The organism is Rhodococcus sp. BH4 (genome assembly GCF_002079265.1).
Lineage (GTDB): Bacteria > Actinomycetota > Actinomycetes > Mycobacteriales > Mycobacteriaceae > Rhodococcus_F > Rhodococcus_F qingshengii.
Genome location: NZ_CP014941.1, coordinates 1,488,245 through 1,501,776 on the forward strand (window position 1 = coordinate 1,488,245; position 13,532 = coordinate 1,501,776).

Below are 13,532 nucleotides of genomic sequence, written 5' to 3' on the forward strand. Positions count from 1 at the left end.
TCAACCACTCACAGGGGTCAGTCGCCTACGGTGACGGCGAGTGCTTCGTCGACGCTGTGCGGCGCGGGATCGTGGTCGTCGACGTGAGCGAGAACCTTACGTCCGCTCGACAGGACGAATACGGCGGCGAGGGTGAGCACCGCGCCGACCCAGAACGGCATGTGGACGTTGGATTCGCCGAGCTTGCCGGCTACCCACGGAGCAGCGGCGCCGCCGACGAATCGGACGAAGCTGTAAGCAGCCGAGGCGGTCGACCGCTCCACGGGAGCTGAGATCATGACGGTTTCGGTGATGAGTGTGTTGTTCACGCCGAGGAACAAACCGGCGAGGACGACACCGACGATCAAGACGATCTTGTTCTCGGTGAAGAGCGCCATCATGCCCAGGTCGAGTGCGAACAGGGTCAGTGCCAGCATCATCATCGGCAGGGTGCCGAAGCGTCGTTGCAGGCGAGGGGCGAGGAAAACCGACGAGATCGCCAGCATCAGGCCCCAGCCGAAGAAGATGAATCCGATCGGGTACGCCCCCATGTCGAGGGGGAACGGCGTGTACGCGAGCAGCGTGAAGAATCCGTAGTTGTAGAGCAGCGCGGTGATGGCAACGGTGAGTAGCCCGCGGTGCCGCAACGCCTGGAAGGGCGCAGCGATGGACGTGTGGTGTTCGGGCTTGGGTGCGCTCGGAAGCATCACCACGATGAGAATGAAGGCGACCGCCATCAGGGCTGCGACGCCGAAGAACGGTGCGCGCCAGCTGATGTCACCGAGAACTCCGCCGACCAGCGGTCCGACTGCGATACCGATGCCCAATGCAGCCTCGTACAGGATGATCGCCCGTGCCACGCCGCCGCTGGCCGCGCCGACGATTGCCGCGAGCGCCGTTGCGATGAACAGTGCATTGCCGAGTCCCCAGCCCGCACGGAATCCGACGATCTGGCCGATGGTGCTGGAAGCGCCTGCCAGAGAAGCGAACACGATGATGATGGCAAGGCCTGCAAGAAGTGTTTTCTTGGCGCCGATGCGGCTGGACACCACACCGGTGATGAGCATGGCCACGCCGGTGACGAGCATGTAGCTGGTGAACAGCAGCGAAACCTGCGACGGTGTGGCGTCGAGTTGTTCGCCGATCGGCTTGAGGATCGGATCGACCAATCCGATGCCCATGAAGGCGATGACGCTGGCAAAGGCTACCGCCCACACCGCTTTCGGTTGTTTCAGGAGGCTCGGCGGAGCCTCGTTCTGGTGCGTTGATGTCGCGGTCGTGTTGCTCACGGCCACCTCCTTTTTCAGTGGTGGGTGTTTCAGCTGGGATCGGAAGTCTTGATGATGGACCGCAATTCGGCCAATCCGTCGGCCAGTTTCTTGATCTGCTCAGGCCCGAGTTCGACGAAGTGGGGGACTAGAGCGTCGGCGATCTCGTTTCGACCGTCGTTCAAGATCTTTCGGCCCTTGTCCGTCATGGCCACTCGGACTGCCCGGGCGTCCTCGGGGTCGGCGCGGCGTTCGACGTAACCGTTCTCGCCGAGTTTGCGCAGTAGTGCAGTGGCAGAGGGCTGCGAGCTTCTGTCGAGTCGAGCGAAGTCGCTGATCCGCATTTCGCCGTATTCCTCGAGTAACGAGAGTGCGCGCAGCCAGGCGCGTGGGTACTGATCGGACGCGAAGGAGCCTGCCAGCTTCGCGAAGCGGTGCGTATTGCTCACGAGGTCGACGAGTAGTTCGTGCAGTTGCTGTTCTTCGTCTGTCACGAAGAATATTATTGCATAGGTTAACTATGTAAATCAACGAGTCCGTGGAAGGTGGTCCGTCACGGCGGTGGCTACCAGCGACGGCACATCGAGGTCGGGTGCGACGAGTGTGAGGCTTCGATTTGCCGCCAGCACTGCGATGCCGTGGGTTCCGGTCCAGATGTTCAACGCAGATGTGGTGGGATCGGAGGCGTCGGCCTCTTCGGTCAGGGATTGCAGGGCGGCGAAGAGTGGGAGAGAAGACTCTCTGAGGTTGCTGCCTGCGCCCTCGAGGAGGTCGTGGCGAAACATCAACTCGAACATCGCCGGTCGCTCCTGGGCGAATGACACGTATTCGATTGCTGCCGAGATCAATCGGCTACGAGCGGGTTGTTTGCCGGCGAGGACGGGATCGAGTCTGTCGGCGAGATCGCGCAGGCCGTGTGAGGTAATTGCGGCTAGCAGGCTGTTGTGGGTCGGAAAGTATCTCCGCGGGGCGCCGTGCGACACGCCCGCCCGACGCGCTATCTCCCGTAGCGTCAGTTCTGTGGCGCCGTCGGCATCGAGAATCTCGACGCCGGTGGCGACGAGTGTTTCGCGAAGGCTGCTGACAGTCATGGAAGACAGTGTCTACTATTCTCGTCGTAGACACTGTCTACTAGACGGAAAAGGTGATGCCCTGTGCTCTATTGGCTGTTCAAATACGTCCTGATCGGCCCGGTCCTCTGGCTGTTCGGGCGGCCGACGATCGAGGGGCAGCACCACATCCCCAAGAAAGGGCCGGTGATTCTCGCCGGCAACCATCGGGCAGTCGTCGACTCGTTCTTCCTGGTTCTCATGGTGCGCCGACGCATCACCTTCGTCGCGAAGAGTGAATATTTCACCGGGACCGGTGTGAAGGGCGCGATGCAGCGCTGGTTCTTCGGTGGGGCCGGTCAGGTGCCGATCGACCGTAGCGGCGCCGACGCCTCCCGTGCGGCGTTGGACACGGCCATCGGGATTCTCGACAAGGGTGGTGTCTGGGGGATCTACCCCGAGGGAACACGATCACCCGACGGTTGCCTGTACAAGGGAAAGACCGGAGCGATTCGAGTTGCATTGGAAACCGGGGCGCCGGTCATTCCCGTCGTCGTACACGGCGGCGACGCAGTCAACCCGCCGGGTACGCGGATGTGGCGCTTCAGCAAGGTCCGGATCACGGTAGGGGAGCCGATCGACTTCTCTCGGTACCGCGAACTTCGTGGCTACCAGGCCGTCGTGCGTGCGGCGACGGACGAATTGATGGCAGTGCTCTGTGACCAGTCGGGGCAGGAATACGTCGATGTCTACGGCGCGGACGTCAAATCCGGCGATGCCGCCTGAGTGACCCAGTACGGTCGCTGTTGGACGTGTAACCAACAGGAGGATTGTGATGGCGGGCAAGTGGGGCATCGAGCACGCAGTTTTTGCGGCGGCGACGGCAGCGACAGTGTTCGGGGCAGTAGTCGGTAACGAGCGGGTTCAGCAGATCGCGAAGCCGTTGATCGCACCCGCTCTGGCCGCCCGAGTGCTGCGCAAGCGCTCGGAGACGGAAACTGCCGATACCGCACTGCTTCTGGCCGGTCTCGCCGCTGCAACTGTCGGCGACGTGTTCATGATCGACCCGGACAACGATGCTCGTCTGATCAAGGGCGCGTCCTCGTTCGCGGTGATGCAGGCCAGTTACTCGGCGCTCCTGCTGCGGCGCGGCGCTCGGCCGACCCGCGCTGCCCTGCGGCCCCGCATCAGCGGTTGGTCGACGGCGTCCGGACTGCTCCGTGCCAAGGCCCCGAGCGTGTCGACGCCGCTCACCGGATACGGATTGATGTTGGGAACCACCTCGACGTTGTCGGCGGACCCCGCTCTGGCACCGCAGTCCAAGGCCGTGCTCGACGTGGTCGTCCCGAACAAGGATCGACGCTCCTGGCTCGGATTGGGCGGAGTGCTCTTCACCGCATCCGACGGACTGATCGTGGTGCGTCGTCTGTTCATCCGCGGGACCGCCGGCCGCGCTGCTGCCGAGGGTGTGATCCTGGCGTCGTACGCGGGAGCGCAGCTGATGCTGGTGGAGGGCATGTTGGCGCTGGGGCGCAAGAAGAGCGTCTAGTCTTTCACGGGCACAGCATGATTCGGTCTCGGTTCTTCGGATCCACCATGACGGTGACCGTGGATCCGGGAGTGATCTTGTCTTTGTACTCGGGTCGGATCTCGTACTCGATCCGGCCCGAGTACGAATCGGAACCTGGAACCGTGAGGTGGAGTGCGAGCTTGGCCAATTCGCCGTCGACGGTTCGGCGCAGGGGTGTGACGGTGTCGATTCGTGCCCACCCTTCGAGGCCGTGCTTTTCGAGTTTGCGCTCGGCGCGGGTCGGGCGGTTGGCCCATGCCATTCCGAATCCGAGAACCGAGCCGAAAGCGGCGAGCAGCCCGCCGATCTGATAGGGCAGCGTGCCAGGTGGGGTGTGCTCGACCAGCCATCCGAGCCACACGGCGAGCACGATCAGATACCCCACCGCGATGAAACACACGGTGTGTACGACGCGACGGTGATTCATCAGATTTCCTCCACATCCAGGATAGCCTGACCGGATGAGCGAACCGAACGTCTTCATCACCGGTGCTGCGGCTGGAATCGGGCGGGAGACGTCGCTGTTGTTCGCGCGCAACGGATACCGCGTCGGCGCGTTCGACATCGACGACGCCGGCCTTGCCTCCTTGAAGGCCGAGATCGACGGTTTCGGCGGCAGTGTCGTGACGGGTGTCCTGGATGTCACCGATCCGGCGGGATGGGCGCAGTGTCTGGCCGATTTTGCCGGGGAGTCCGGGCGTCTGGACATCCTGATCAACAATGCGGGCGTGCTCTCGTCGGGACGGTTCGAGGATATTTCTCTTGCGGCGCATCGCCGAATGGTCGACATCAACATCACCGGCACCCTCAACGGCACGCACACGGCTTTCCCGTACCTCCGCGATACCGTCGGCGCCCAGGTGGTCAATCTGTGCTCCGCTTCGGCGATCTACGGCCAGCCCGAACTGGCGACGTACGGTGCAACCAAGTTCGCGATCCGCGGCCTGACCGAGGCGCTCGATCTGGAATGGGCACAGCACGACATCCGTGTTCTCGCGCTCTGGCCGTTGTTCGTCCAGACCGCGATGGTCACTGGAATGGACACCGGAGCCACCAGATCGTTGGGTATCAAGCTGACTGCAACCGACGTCGCGCAGGAACTGTGGGCGGCCACACGCGGCGCCGGACGGATGCACAAGGTTCACTACCCGGTCGGAACTCAGGCGAAGCTCTTCCTCAGCGCGTCGCGGTTCTCGCCCGCGTGGCTCTCACGGCTGATGAACAAGCGCGTCACCAGCACTTAGTCGACCACACGATAGAGTGCACTGTCGGCTGTTGCTGGGCCAAGATGACGTGTGTGGAGGTAGTCGGGTGGTTCGTGTTCGGGTGGGGTTCGTCTTGTTGGGCGTCGGGTCGGCGCTAGTGCTCGCAGGGTGCAGCGGGGAGGCGGATTCAGCGCCGACCGTAGCGGCGCAGCCCAGTTCGTCCACCACTACCGCAGTGCCGACGACAACCACCACCGTCGCGCCCGTCGTCCCCACGACCACCGAACCACCGACCACGACGCTGCCACCGACGACGACACTCACGGACGTGCAGTTCGAGCGCAACGAGTCGTACTACTTCACCACTCCCGACGGAAACTTCCAGTGCGGCATCATCAAGTTGCCCACCAGAATCGAAGCCGGGTGCGAGGGAACGACCACTCCCGTTCCGCCGCGGCCGGAGAGCTGCATGGTCAACTGGGGCAACGGTATTCGCGTCACCGACGAGGGTGAGGGTGCTTTCATGTGTTCGGGCGGAGAGGTGTACACCTCTGGCGGCCCCGACGCCGATCCGGTGTTGGCGGCCGGTCAACCGCTGAGCAAACTGGGTTTCACCTGTACGACCACCGCGACAGACGTCTCGTGTGTCAACGATCAGACCACGCACGGCTTCACCGTGGCTGCAGATTCCAACGAGGTGTTCTGATGACCGAAGTCGCAGCTGACGACGTGTCCGGCGGGGCCAGTGAACCGGGACCCACCGAGTGGGGCGAGAATCCCAACGGCGTCGGACCCTGGGCCGAGGAGCGCGACACGGAAGCGCCGACCGACGCGCGCTACGACCCGGTACTTCTGGCCGAGGGTGATCGTCGAAACGTCTTGGACGAGTATCGGTACTGGACGCGGGAAGCGATCGTCGAGGACATCGACTCGCGCCGTCACACGATGCATGTCGCCATCGAAAACTTCGCGCACGACGCCAACATCGGCACGGTGGTCCGCACGGCCAACGCGTTTGCCGCGGCCGCGGTCCACATCGTGGGGCGTCGGCGCTGGAATCGGCGGGGCGCCATGGTGACCGATCGATACCAGCACATCGTTCACCACGCAGACATCAGCGAGCTCGTCGAGTACGCCCGTGAGAATTCACTCACGATCGTGGCCGTCGACAACACCCCGGGGTCGGTGCCGCTGGAAACGGCAAGCCTGCCGCGGGAGTGCATCCTGCTGTTCGGTCAAGAAGGCCCCGGAGTGACCGATCATGCGAAAGAGGTTGCGTCCATGACGGTCTCGATCGCACAATTCGGTTCGACTCGCAGCATCAACGCCGGTGTCGCGGCCGGCATCGCGATGCACGCGTGGGTACGTGAGCATGCCGATCTCGCCGATTCCCGCTGATCTCGCTCGCGAATTCCGGCTAGCGTGTAGCGCCTCGACCAGACAGGATAGGTAGTTATGCAGGAAGTGTGGGCAGAGCGGGCCGATGCGGCTGAGGGCGCGATAGTCAGTCGTCACCTTCGGCGCCTGTGGGGAATGCCCCGGACAGCACTCGGCGTGGTTGCCTGGCCTGCTGTTCGACGCGAGCGGATGTTCAAGCCGTGGCACTACTGGTGGCAAGCGCACCTGCTCGATACTGCGATCGACGCACTCGAACGTGACCCGACCCCCAAGCGTCGTCGCCGGGTCGCGAAGGTTGCCCGCAGTGTGCGGGTCCGCAACGTCTCGGCGTGGACCAACAACTACTACGACGACATGGCGTGGCTGGGCCTCTCGCTCGAACGTGCGCAACGCATGTTCTCGGTCGATCACCGAACTGCGGTTCAGGCGCTCGAATCGCAACTCTTCGATTCGTGGTCCCCGGCCGACGGCGGCGGTATTCCGTGGTGCAAAGGCTCCGATTTCTACAACACACCGGCAAACGGACCCGCCGGAATCATGCTGGCGCGCACCGGAAAACTCTGGCGTGCGCAGGCAACGGCCGACTGGATCGACGAGACACTGCGGGATCCGGACTCCGGACTGATCTTCGACGGTATCCGCCGCGACGGCACCCTCGAGCGCGCGATCTATTCGTACTGTCAGGGCGTCACGCTGGGGTTGGAAACCGAGTTGTCGACGCGATTGGGCGAGCCGCGTCACCGCGAGCGAGTCCACAAACTCGTCGACGCGGTGTACGACGGAATGACCGAGTACGGAGTCATCACGGGCGGTGGCGGAGGGGACGGCGGACTGTTCAACGCAATCCTGGCTCGCTACCTCGCGTTCGTGGTGGTGAACCTGTCCTGGGAGACTCACGAGGACCTGCGAGCGCGCGAACTCGCAGCGCAGATCGTTCTCTCCTCCGCGGAAGCTGCCTGGAACAACAGACTGCAGATCGAAGGCCTGCCGCTGTTCGGGCACGACTGGACCAAGGATGCTCAGTTGCCGAGTCTGTCCGGCGACATCGCCACCTTCGCCGCCGGAACCGTGCGCTCGTCGAGCGTGCCCGAGCGAGACCTCTCGGTGCAGGTAGGTGGGTGGATGCTCATGGAGGCAGCCTTTGTCGTCTCGGCGGCTGGATACCCGCGTAAGCGTTAGGCTTTTTCCTCATGGAATCCCGGCACGTGGTCGACACGGACGGCGTACGTCTTCACATCGATGTCGGTGGGGCAGGGGCGGACGTTCTGGTTCTCTCCGGCGGCCCGGGATGCGTTCACTATCTTGCTCACGACGAGCTGGTTCCGGAAGGAATGCGCGCGTGGTGCCCTGAGCCACGCGGAGTCGGCCGGTCCGGTGGCGGCGCTCATACGATGGCGCAGGCCGTTGCGGACCTCGAACTCGTCCGACGCACGTTCGAGATCGACAGCTGGGTCGTGCTGGGGCACTCGTGGGGATCCGACTTGGCGGTGCGGTACGCACTCGACTGTCCGGAATCGGTGTCCGGCGTCGTCGGCATCGCGGGGCACGGCCTCCACAAGGACCGGACCTGGTCGAAGCAGTACGAAGCGGGAATCGAGCCGGACCCGCAGATACCTTGGGAACCTGTTGTCTGGCAATCGCTTCAAGAATCGTTCATCGAATGGATCCATGAACCACAGCTGTTTCGGCAGTTGGCCGACTCACCAGTGCCCATGACATTTCTCGCGGCGGCCGACGACATTCGCCCGTCGTGGCCGTTGCAGCAACTGGCCGAGCTCGTGCCTAACGGTAGTTTCGAGGTCGTCGACGGTGTCGCGCACAACTTCTGGCAGTCTCACCCGCTCCTGTGGAGGAAGATCGTCACCGAGGCTTGTGCTGCGCACTCTCGGCTCTCCTGATTTCCACCAGGATCCGCTCCGCGACGGTCTGGTATCCCAGGCTCCGATTGACGGTCAGCATCGGGTGATTCTCCGCGTTCACCGTTGTGTAAATCTTTCGCACGGAGGGAAATTCAGCTGCCAACACAGACGCTTGTTGCTCCTTGACCCACTGAGCGAGACCGTGTCCGCGGTGCTGGGGAAGTACCACGGTGTCGTGCTGCGATGCGTGGGTGCTGTCATGTTCGTCCACCGTCACCACTGTCGCTGCGGCTACTTCGCCGACGCTGTCGTCGACCGCGCAGCACACCAGGAGTACTTGAGAGCCACCCGTCATCTTCTGTTCCCACGATCTGACCTCGTCGGCTCCCCAATTACGTTCGGGCACCTGCAGTTCAGCGCCCGGCGCGTCGAGGAGTCGGTTCAATGCCTCCGAGAAGGAGTGGACCAGCTCGTCCGGGGTTCGGTTGCGCCAACTGACGATTCGATAGCCGGGGCGGGTGCTGTGTGCGGTGGGAGGGCTGAGGTGCTGAACCTGGTTGGCCAACCGAAGCAACACGCGGTGACCGTCGAACGATCGCAGGAAATGCTCGGCTGCGCTTCCGACGAGCGCCGTCACTCTGATTCTTCGCACGCCGAACCCGGCGATGTCGACTTCGACGAGTTCGGCAAGCGCTCGTCCTACCCCTCGTCGCTGCGCGTGGGGTGTCACGTACATCCGAAACTCTGCGAGATCGGCTTCGGCCGAGTTGCGTCGTGCCTGGGCGATGCCGAGGACCTCGTCGGTGCCGGCGTCGCGTGCAATCCAACGCCGTACATCGGCCGAATTGTCCTCGGCCTCGATCATTTCCATCAGCGCAGTCGCTGTCGGCGCAGTCCCGGACAGGTGACGCTGGCCTTCGGCGAACACCTCACACCACTGATGAAGAACAGTTGCTGTCGCTCCGGACGGTACGAACTCGGCTACAACTACGCGGCTCACCCATGTGACGATACCGACCTGCCCACCCTGAGTTGGAATCACGCGAACCCTAACCCTGTCGGACTGCGGCGGCAGTTGCCAGCATTCAGGCATGTCTGATTCTCCGCGCCAACTGAGCCTCAACGCGTTCATCCACCCCGCCGGTCATCACGAAGCGGCGTGGCGTCATCCGTGGACAACCCCGGAACGTCTGTTCGACGTCACGTATTTCCAGGAGATCGCTCGCACTGCTGAGGCGGCGAAGTTCGACGGAATCTTCTTCGCCGACGGTCCCGCGTTGCGCAGCGACGTCGAGCACGGTCCCGCAGGGACATTGGAGCCGATCACCTTGTTGACGGCCATTGCAGTGGTGACCGAGCGAATCGGATTGATCGCGACGGCGTCGACCACGTACTACGAGCCGTACAACCTGGCTCGGCTGTTCGCCTCGCTCGACCACATCTCGAACGGACGCGCGGGGTGGAACATCGTCACCACGGGTACGGATCTGGCGGCAGCCAACTTCGGGCTGGCCAAGCACCCGGATCACGGGGACCGGTATTCGCGTGCAAGGGAATTCGTCGACGCGGTGGTGCGGTTGTGGGACAGCTGGGAGGACGACGCGATCAGTCTGGACCGGGAGAACGGAATCTACGCGGACAGAAACAAGATTCACGAGATCAACTACGTCGGGCGGCATCTTCGGGTGCGGGGACCGTTCAACGCACCGCGAACGCCGCAGGGATACCCGGTGCTGGTGCAGGCCGGTGCGTCCAACGACGGTCGCGCGTTTGCCGGTCAGTATGCGGAGGCGATTTTCACAGCGCACCAGAGACTTTCCGATGCGCAGGCGTTCTACACCGACATCAAGTCGAGGGCTGCGCAGTTCGGGCGCAACCCCGATCATGTCAAGATTCTGCCGGGAATCAGCCCGTTCATCGGTGACACCGAGGAACAAGCCAAGGCGCTCGAGCGAGAATTCAACGAGTTGACCTCGCCGGAGTACGGGCTCGCGCAACTCGGTGCACTCACCGGGACCGATGTTCGGAATCTGGAACTGGATGCACCGGTTCCCGTCGAATTGTTCGCGGCGGCAGGTGATGTCACCGACAACAAGCAAAGTAGATTGCAGGTGATCGCCGGCATCGTCGAGCGTGAGCGTCCGACGGTTCGGGGACTGCTTCATCGTTTGGCGGGTGCGCGCGGACACCGGGTGTTTGCCGGAACCGCCGAGCAGGTGGCTGACACGATCGAGGAATGGTTCACCAGCGGTGCTGCTGACGGCTTCAACGTCATGCCGCCGTACTACCCGGGTGGGCTCGAGATCTTCACCGAGCGTGTGGTCCCGATCCTGCAGGATCGCGGTCTTTTCCGGACTGAATACACGGGTACGACCCTTCGTGATCATTTCGGTTTGCCGAGGCCCGAGAGCCAGTTCTCGGGTAGTGCCTCTGCAGCGCAGTAGGCCCGCCTGCTGTTGTCGATAATGACAATGGTTACCATTAAGGAATGAAGCAGCTACCGGTAACCGTGCTGTCCGGATTTCTGGGCGCAGGCAAGACCACACTCCTCAACCACATTCTCGCCAATCGCGATGGCCGTAGGGTCGCCGTCATCGTCAACGACATGAGCGAGATCAACATCGACGCGGCCCTCGTCGCGGGCCAGGGTCATCTCGACCGCACGGAAGAGAAGTTGGTCGAGCTGACCAACGGATGCATCTGCTGCACGCTGCGTGAGGATCTGATCGACGCCGTCGGCGCCCTGGCCCGAGAGGGGCGATTCGATCAGTTGGTGATCGAGTCCACCGGCATCTCCGAACCGATGCCGGTGGCGGCCACCTTCGACTGGGAATTCGAGGACGGTTTCAGCCTCGGCTCGCTCGCGAAGCTCGACACCATGGTGACCGTGGTGGACGCGTCGACCTTCCTCGGCGAGCTGGCAAAAGGCGAACGACTGGACGAGCGCAACCTCGAAGCCGGGGAGGGGGACGGACGCAGCATCTCCGATCTCCTGGTCGATCAGGTGGAGTTCGCCGACGTCATCTTGCTGAACAAAACCGACCTGGTGAGCCCGCGGGCGGCAGGAACCGTCGAGGCGACGCTTCGTAGGCTCAACCCCACCGCTCAACTGATTCGAACAGATCACGGCAACGTCACCCTCGACCGTGTCCTCGAAACCGGTCTCTACAACCCGGAACTTGCTGCGCAGGTACCCGGTTGGGACGAGGAACTGGCCGGTGGGCACACCCCGGAAACCGAGGAATACGGAATACGCAGCGTCACATACCGCGCCTCGCGACCCTTTCATCCGGCGCGACTCGAGGCCGCGCTCGGTCAGTTCGCCGGACTCCTGCGGAGCAAGGGATTCTGCTGGATCGCCAGTCGGCCCGAGTTCGCCGCGATCTGGTCGCAGGCAGGCCCCAACCTCGTCATCGAACCGGCTCAACTGTGGGCGTCGGCGGCGGAGGTGCCAGGGCAGGAGATCGTGTTCATCGGAGTGAAACTGGACCCGGCGGAGCCGTCACGAATCCTCGATCCGGCTCTGCTGACCGATGACGAACTACGTGAAGGACCGCGGGCATGGACTCGCTACGAAGACCCGCTGCCGGCGTGGGACCAGAGCCACCTGCACTGAGCAGTCAGCTTCTAGTCGAGGACTTCTTCGACCTCGACGTCTTCGGCCGGTCGGGCCATCTCCTTGCGGTACTGCCAGATTCCCAGCGCAGTACCGATGACCAAGCTGACCATCATCACGATCAGCACGGCGGGCAGCAACCACGGCACGCGATCGAGGAACGAGCCACCGTAGAAACCGAGTAGCAGGAGCACGGGCGCCCAGATGATCGCGCCGATGGTGCTCGCGATGGTGTAGCGCGTGTGGTTCATCTTGGCTGCGCCCGCGACCATCGGGCACAGGGTGCGCACCCACGGAACCCAGCGAGCAATCAGGACCGCCCAGAACCCGTGTTTTTCCAACAGGATGTTCACGCGGTGCAGGTTCTTCTCGGTGAAGTACTTGCCGCCCTTACGGGCTTTGATGTGATTGCCGGTCCGGTGGCCGATGACGTACCCGACCTGGTTGCCGGCAATGGCCGCGATCATCGCACCGACAGACAACGCCCACACGTGGCCCGCGCCGGATTCGTGGCCGGCAAGAACGATTCCGGCTGTGATCAGAAGCGAATCACCGGGGAGAAACAACCCGAGGATGATCGCGCACTCGATGAAGACGAACGTGACGACGATGATCCAGACCAACAGAGGCCCGGCAGTCTCGAGCGGGGAGAAACTGCCGGATGCGAGCGTCATCGTCGTCAGTTCTTCGCCTCGTTCTGCAATCAGGGGGTGGGGTCTTCGGGGACTGTCACCGTCGAATTGTCCGTAGTGGAAGTATTCGCCGTTTCACCACGTCTCGACGCCAGAATTCGTTTCCCGATTTCGAAGACGATCGGCAGAACCGACACCAGGACGATCAAGATGAAGATGTAGTCGACATTGTCGCGGATGAATTCGATCTGCCCCAGGAGGTAGCCGAGCAAAGTCACGCCGGCACCCCACAGGATGCCGCCGACGATGTTGTACGTCAGGAACAGTGAGTACTTCATCTTCGAAGCGCCGGCGACAACCGGAGCAAAAGTACGCACGATCGGCACGAACCGAGCCAGGATAATGGTGATCGGGCCGTGCTTTTCGAAGAAGGCGTGTGACTCGTCGATGTACTTCTTCTTGAAGAACCGCGCGTCGTCCGTCTTGAACAGGGCAGTTCCGCCCTTGGCGCCGATGTAGAACCCGACTTGGTCACCCAGAATCGCGGCGATCGGAATGGTCACCAGGAGCACCCACAGCGGCGCGAACGGTTCGATCTCGGTGGACTTGGACGCCGCGATCAGCCCTGCGGTGAAGAGGAGCGAATCGCCGGGCAAGAGCGGAAACAGCAGGCCTGATTCGATGAAGACCACCAGAAGCAATCCCACCAGAACCCACGTTCCGAAGGAATTCAAGAGGTTCACGGGATCGAGGAAGCCGGGCAGCAAGGCCAGGTTCGTCACGGATTCAGTTGCTGCCTGCACATTCACGGTGGCCAGAGTACCGGCCGAATCTGAGTGTTTCCCACCACCGCAGGTCATCGCGTCGGTGGCGGCGGGCCGAGACCGCAAAGAGACGTGACGAGTCGGACTTGCCATACTGCTAGGACCACACGAAGCGCTTTCACATCGCCGAGC

At 62.9% G+C, this 13,532-nt stretch carries 16 protein-coding genes; 9 read left to right on the forward strand and 7 right to left on the reverse strand.

Annotated elements, in window-relative coordinates:
- Positions 1-17: 17 nt before the first annotated feature.
- Genes A0W34_RS06925 through A0W34_RS06935 form a run of 3 tightly spaced genes read right to left on the reverse strand, consistent with a single transcriptional unit; the run spans position 18 to position 2,338 of the window.
- On the reverse strand, positions 18-1,274 hold the full coding sequence (locus A0W34_RS06925) for an MFS transporter (protein WP_003944384.1): 1,257 nt from the start codon (positions 1,272-1,274) through the stop codon (positions 18-20).
- A 23-nt stretch (positions 1,275-1,297) separates the two neighbouring features.
- Positions 1,298-1,741, reverse strand: a complete 444-nt coding sequence (locus A0W34_RS06930) for a MarR family winged helix-turn-helix transcriptional regulator (protein WP_003944339.1) — start codon at positions 1,739-1,741, stop codon at positions 1,298-1,300.
- A 33-nt stretch (positions 1,742-1,774) separates the two neighbouring features.
- The gene (locus A0W34_RS06935) at positions 1,775-2,338 is read right to left on the reverse strand and encodes a TetR/AcrR family transcriptional regulator (protein ID WP_081557521.1); all 564 of its coding nucleotides are present in this window, start codon (positions 2,336-2,338) and stop codon (positions 1,775-1,777) included.
- A 63-nt stretch (positions 2,339-2,401) separates the two neighbouring features.
- Here A0W34_RS06935 and A0W34_RS06940 point away from each other — a divergent pair, with 63 nt between their 5' ends.
- Positions 2,402-3,082: a lysophospholipid acyltransferase family protein gene (locus A0W34_RS06940; RefSeq protein WP_003944312.1), complete on the forward strand. Its 681-nt coding sequence runs from the start codon at positions 2,402-2,404 to the stop codon at positions 3,080-3,082.
- Positions 3,083-3,131: 49 nt separating this feature from the next.
- Complete coding sequence (locus A0W34_RS06945; protein ID WP_064443267.1) at positions 3,132-3,845, forward strand: lysoplasmalogenase; 714 nt, start codon at positions 3,132-3,134, stop codon at positions 3,843-3,845.
- 4 nt (positions 3,846-3,849) lie between these two features.
- On the opposite strand, the gene A0W34_RS06950 is transcribed toward A0W34_RS06945, so the two are convergent.
- Positions 3,850-4,293 (reverse strand): hypothetical protein, encoded by a 444-nt coding sequence (locus tag A0W34_RS06950; RefSeq protein ID WP_007726759.1) that lies wholly within the window; start codon positions 4,291-4,293, stop codon positions 3,850-3,852.
- A gap of 34 nt (positions 4,294-4,327) precedes the next feature.
- Here A0W34_RS06950 and A0W34_RS06955 point away from each other — a divergent pair, with 34 nt between their 5' ends.
- The 5 genes from A0W34_RS06955 (at position 4,328) to A0W34_RS06975 (ending at position 8,367) form a co-directional block, all read left to right on the forward strand.
- On the forward strand, positions 4,328-5,110 hold the full coding sequence (locus tag A0W34_RS06955; protein WP_003944309.1) for an SDR family oxidoreductase: 783 nt from the start codon (positions 4,328-4,330) through the stop codon (positions 5,108-5,110).
- 67 nt (positions 5,111-5,177) lie between these two features.
- The gene (locus tag A0W34_RS06960; protein WP_003944380.1) at positions 5,178-5,777 is read left to right on the forward strand and encodes a DUF6636 domain-containing protein; all 600 of its coding nucleotides are present in this window, start codon (positions 5,178-5,180) and stop codon (positions 5,775-5,777) included.
- Positions 5,777-6,469 (forward strand): TrmH family RNA methyltransferase, encoded by a 693-nt coding sequence (locus A0W34_RS06965; protein ID WP_081557522.1) that lies wholly within the window; start codon positions 5,777-5,779, stop codon positions 6,467-6,469. Before A0W34_RS06960 ends, A0W34_RS06965 begins: the two co-directional genes overlap by 1 nt.
- Before the next feature lie 57 nt (positions 6,470-6,526).
- Positions 6,527-7,648: a glycoside hydrolase family 76 protein gene (locus tag A0W34_RS06970; protein WP_003944321.1), complete on the forward strand. Its 1,122-nt coding sequence runs from the start codon at positions 6,527-6,529 to the stop codon at positions 7,646-7,648.
- A gap of 11 nt (positions 7,649-7,659) precedes the next feature.
- Complete coding sequence (locus A0W34_RS06975; protein ID WP_081557523.1) at positions 7,660-8,367, forward strand: alpha/beta fold hydrolase; 708 nt, start codon at positions 7,660-7,662, stop codon at positions 8,365-8,367.
- Here A0W34_RS06975 and A0W34_RS06980 read toward each other — a convergent pair.
- Complete coding sequence (locus A0W34_RS06980) at positions 8,330-9,328, reverse strand: GNAT family N-acetyltransferase (protein ID WP_232330004.1); 999 nt, start codon at positions 9,326-9,328, stop codon at positions 8,330-8,332. The genes A0W34_RS06975 and A0W34_RS06980 overlap by 38 nt on opposite strands.
- A 91-nt stretch (positions 9,329-9,419) precedes the next feature.
- On the opposite strand from A0W34_RS06980, the gene A0W34_RS06985 reads away from it, so the two are divergent.
- Together A0W34_RS06985 and A0W34_RS06990 are read left to right on the forward strand one after the other, a co-directional pair.
- Positions 9,420-10,772: an LLM class flavin-dependent oxidoreductase gene (locus A0W34_RS06985; protein ID WP_064074650.1), complete on the forward strand. Its 1,353-nt coding sequence runs from the start codon at positions 9,420-9,422 to the stop codon at positions 10,770-10,772.
- Positions 10,773-10,816: 44 nt separating this feature from the next.
- The gene (locus A0W34_RS06990) at positions 10,817-11,944 is read left to right on the forward strand and encodes a GTP-binding protein (RefSeq protein WP_064074651.1); all 1,128 of its coding nucleotides are present in this window, start codon (positions 10,817-10,819) and stop codon (positions 11,942-11,944) included.
- Between the two features lie 11 nt (positions 11,945-11,955).
- On the opposite strand, the gene A0W34_RS06995 is transcribed toward A0W34_RS06990, so the two are convergent.
- Complete coding sequence (locus A0W34_RS06995) at positions 11,956-12,618, reverse strand: DedA family protein (RefSeq protein ID WP_003944306.1); 663 nt, start codon at positions 12,616-12,618, stop codon at positions 11,956-11,958.
- Positions 12,619-12,647: 29 nt separating this feature from the next.
- Positions 12,648-13,385 (reverse strand): VTT domain-containing protein, encoded by a 738-nt coding sequence (locus A0W34_RS07000; protein WP_003944390.1) that lies wholly within the window; start codon positions 13,383-13,385, stop codon positions 12,648-12,650.
- Between the last annotated feature and the right edge of the window lie 147 nt (positions 13,386-13,532).

What these genes read in the sequence shown, in the direction of transcription:
- A0W34_RS06985 (WP_064074650.1), top strand. Translation starts at nt 9,420, where the DNA reads ATGTCTGATTCTCCGCGCCAACTGAGCCTCAACGCGTTCATCCACCCC.
- A0W34_RS06975 (WP_081557523.1), top strand. Translation starts at nt 7,660, where the DNA reads ATGGAATCCCGGCACGTGGTCGACACGGACGGCGTACGTCTTCACATC.
- A0W34_RS06955 (WP_003944309.1), top strand. Translation starts at nt 4,328, where the DNA reads ATGAGCGAACCGAACGTCTTCATCACCGGTGCTGCGGCTGGAATCGGG.
- A0W34_RS06970 (WP_003944321.1), top strand. Translation starts at nt 6,527, where the DNA reads ATGCAGGAAGTGTGGGCAGAGCGGGCCGATGCGGCTGAGGGCGCGATA.
- A0W34_RS06965 (WP_081557522.1), top strand. Translation starts at nt 5,777, where the DNA reads ATGACCGAAGTCGCAGCTGACGACGTGTCCGGCGGGGCCAGTGAACCG.
- A0W34_RS06990 (WP_064074651.1), top strand. Translation starts at nt 10,817, where the DNA reads ATGAAGCAGCTACCGGTAACCGTGCTGTCCGGATTTCTGGGCGCAGGC.
- A0W34_RS06995 (WP_003944306.1), bottom strand. Translation starts at nt 12,618, where the DNA reads ATGACGCTCGCATCCGGCAGTTTCTCCCCGCTCGAGACTGCCGGGCCT.
- A0W34_RS06935 (WP_081557521.1), bottom strand. Translation starts at nt 2,338, where the DNA reads ATGACTGTCAGCAGCCTTCGCGAAACACTCGTCGCCACCGGCGTCGAG.
- A0W34_RS06950 (WP_007726759.1), bottom strand. Translation starts at nt 4,293, where the DNA reads ATGAATCACCGTCGCGTCGTACACACCGTGTGTTTCATCGCGGTGGGG.
- A0W34_RS06945 (WP_064443267.1), top strand. Translation starts at nt 3,132, where the DNA reads ATGGCGGGCAAGTGGGGCATCGAGCACGCAGTTTTTGCGGCGGCGACG.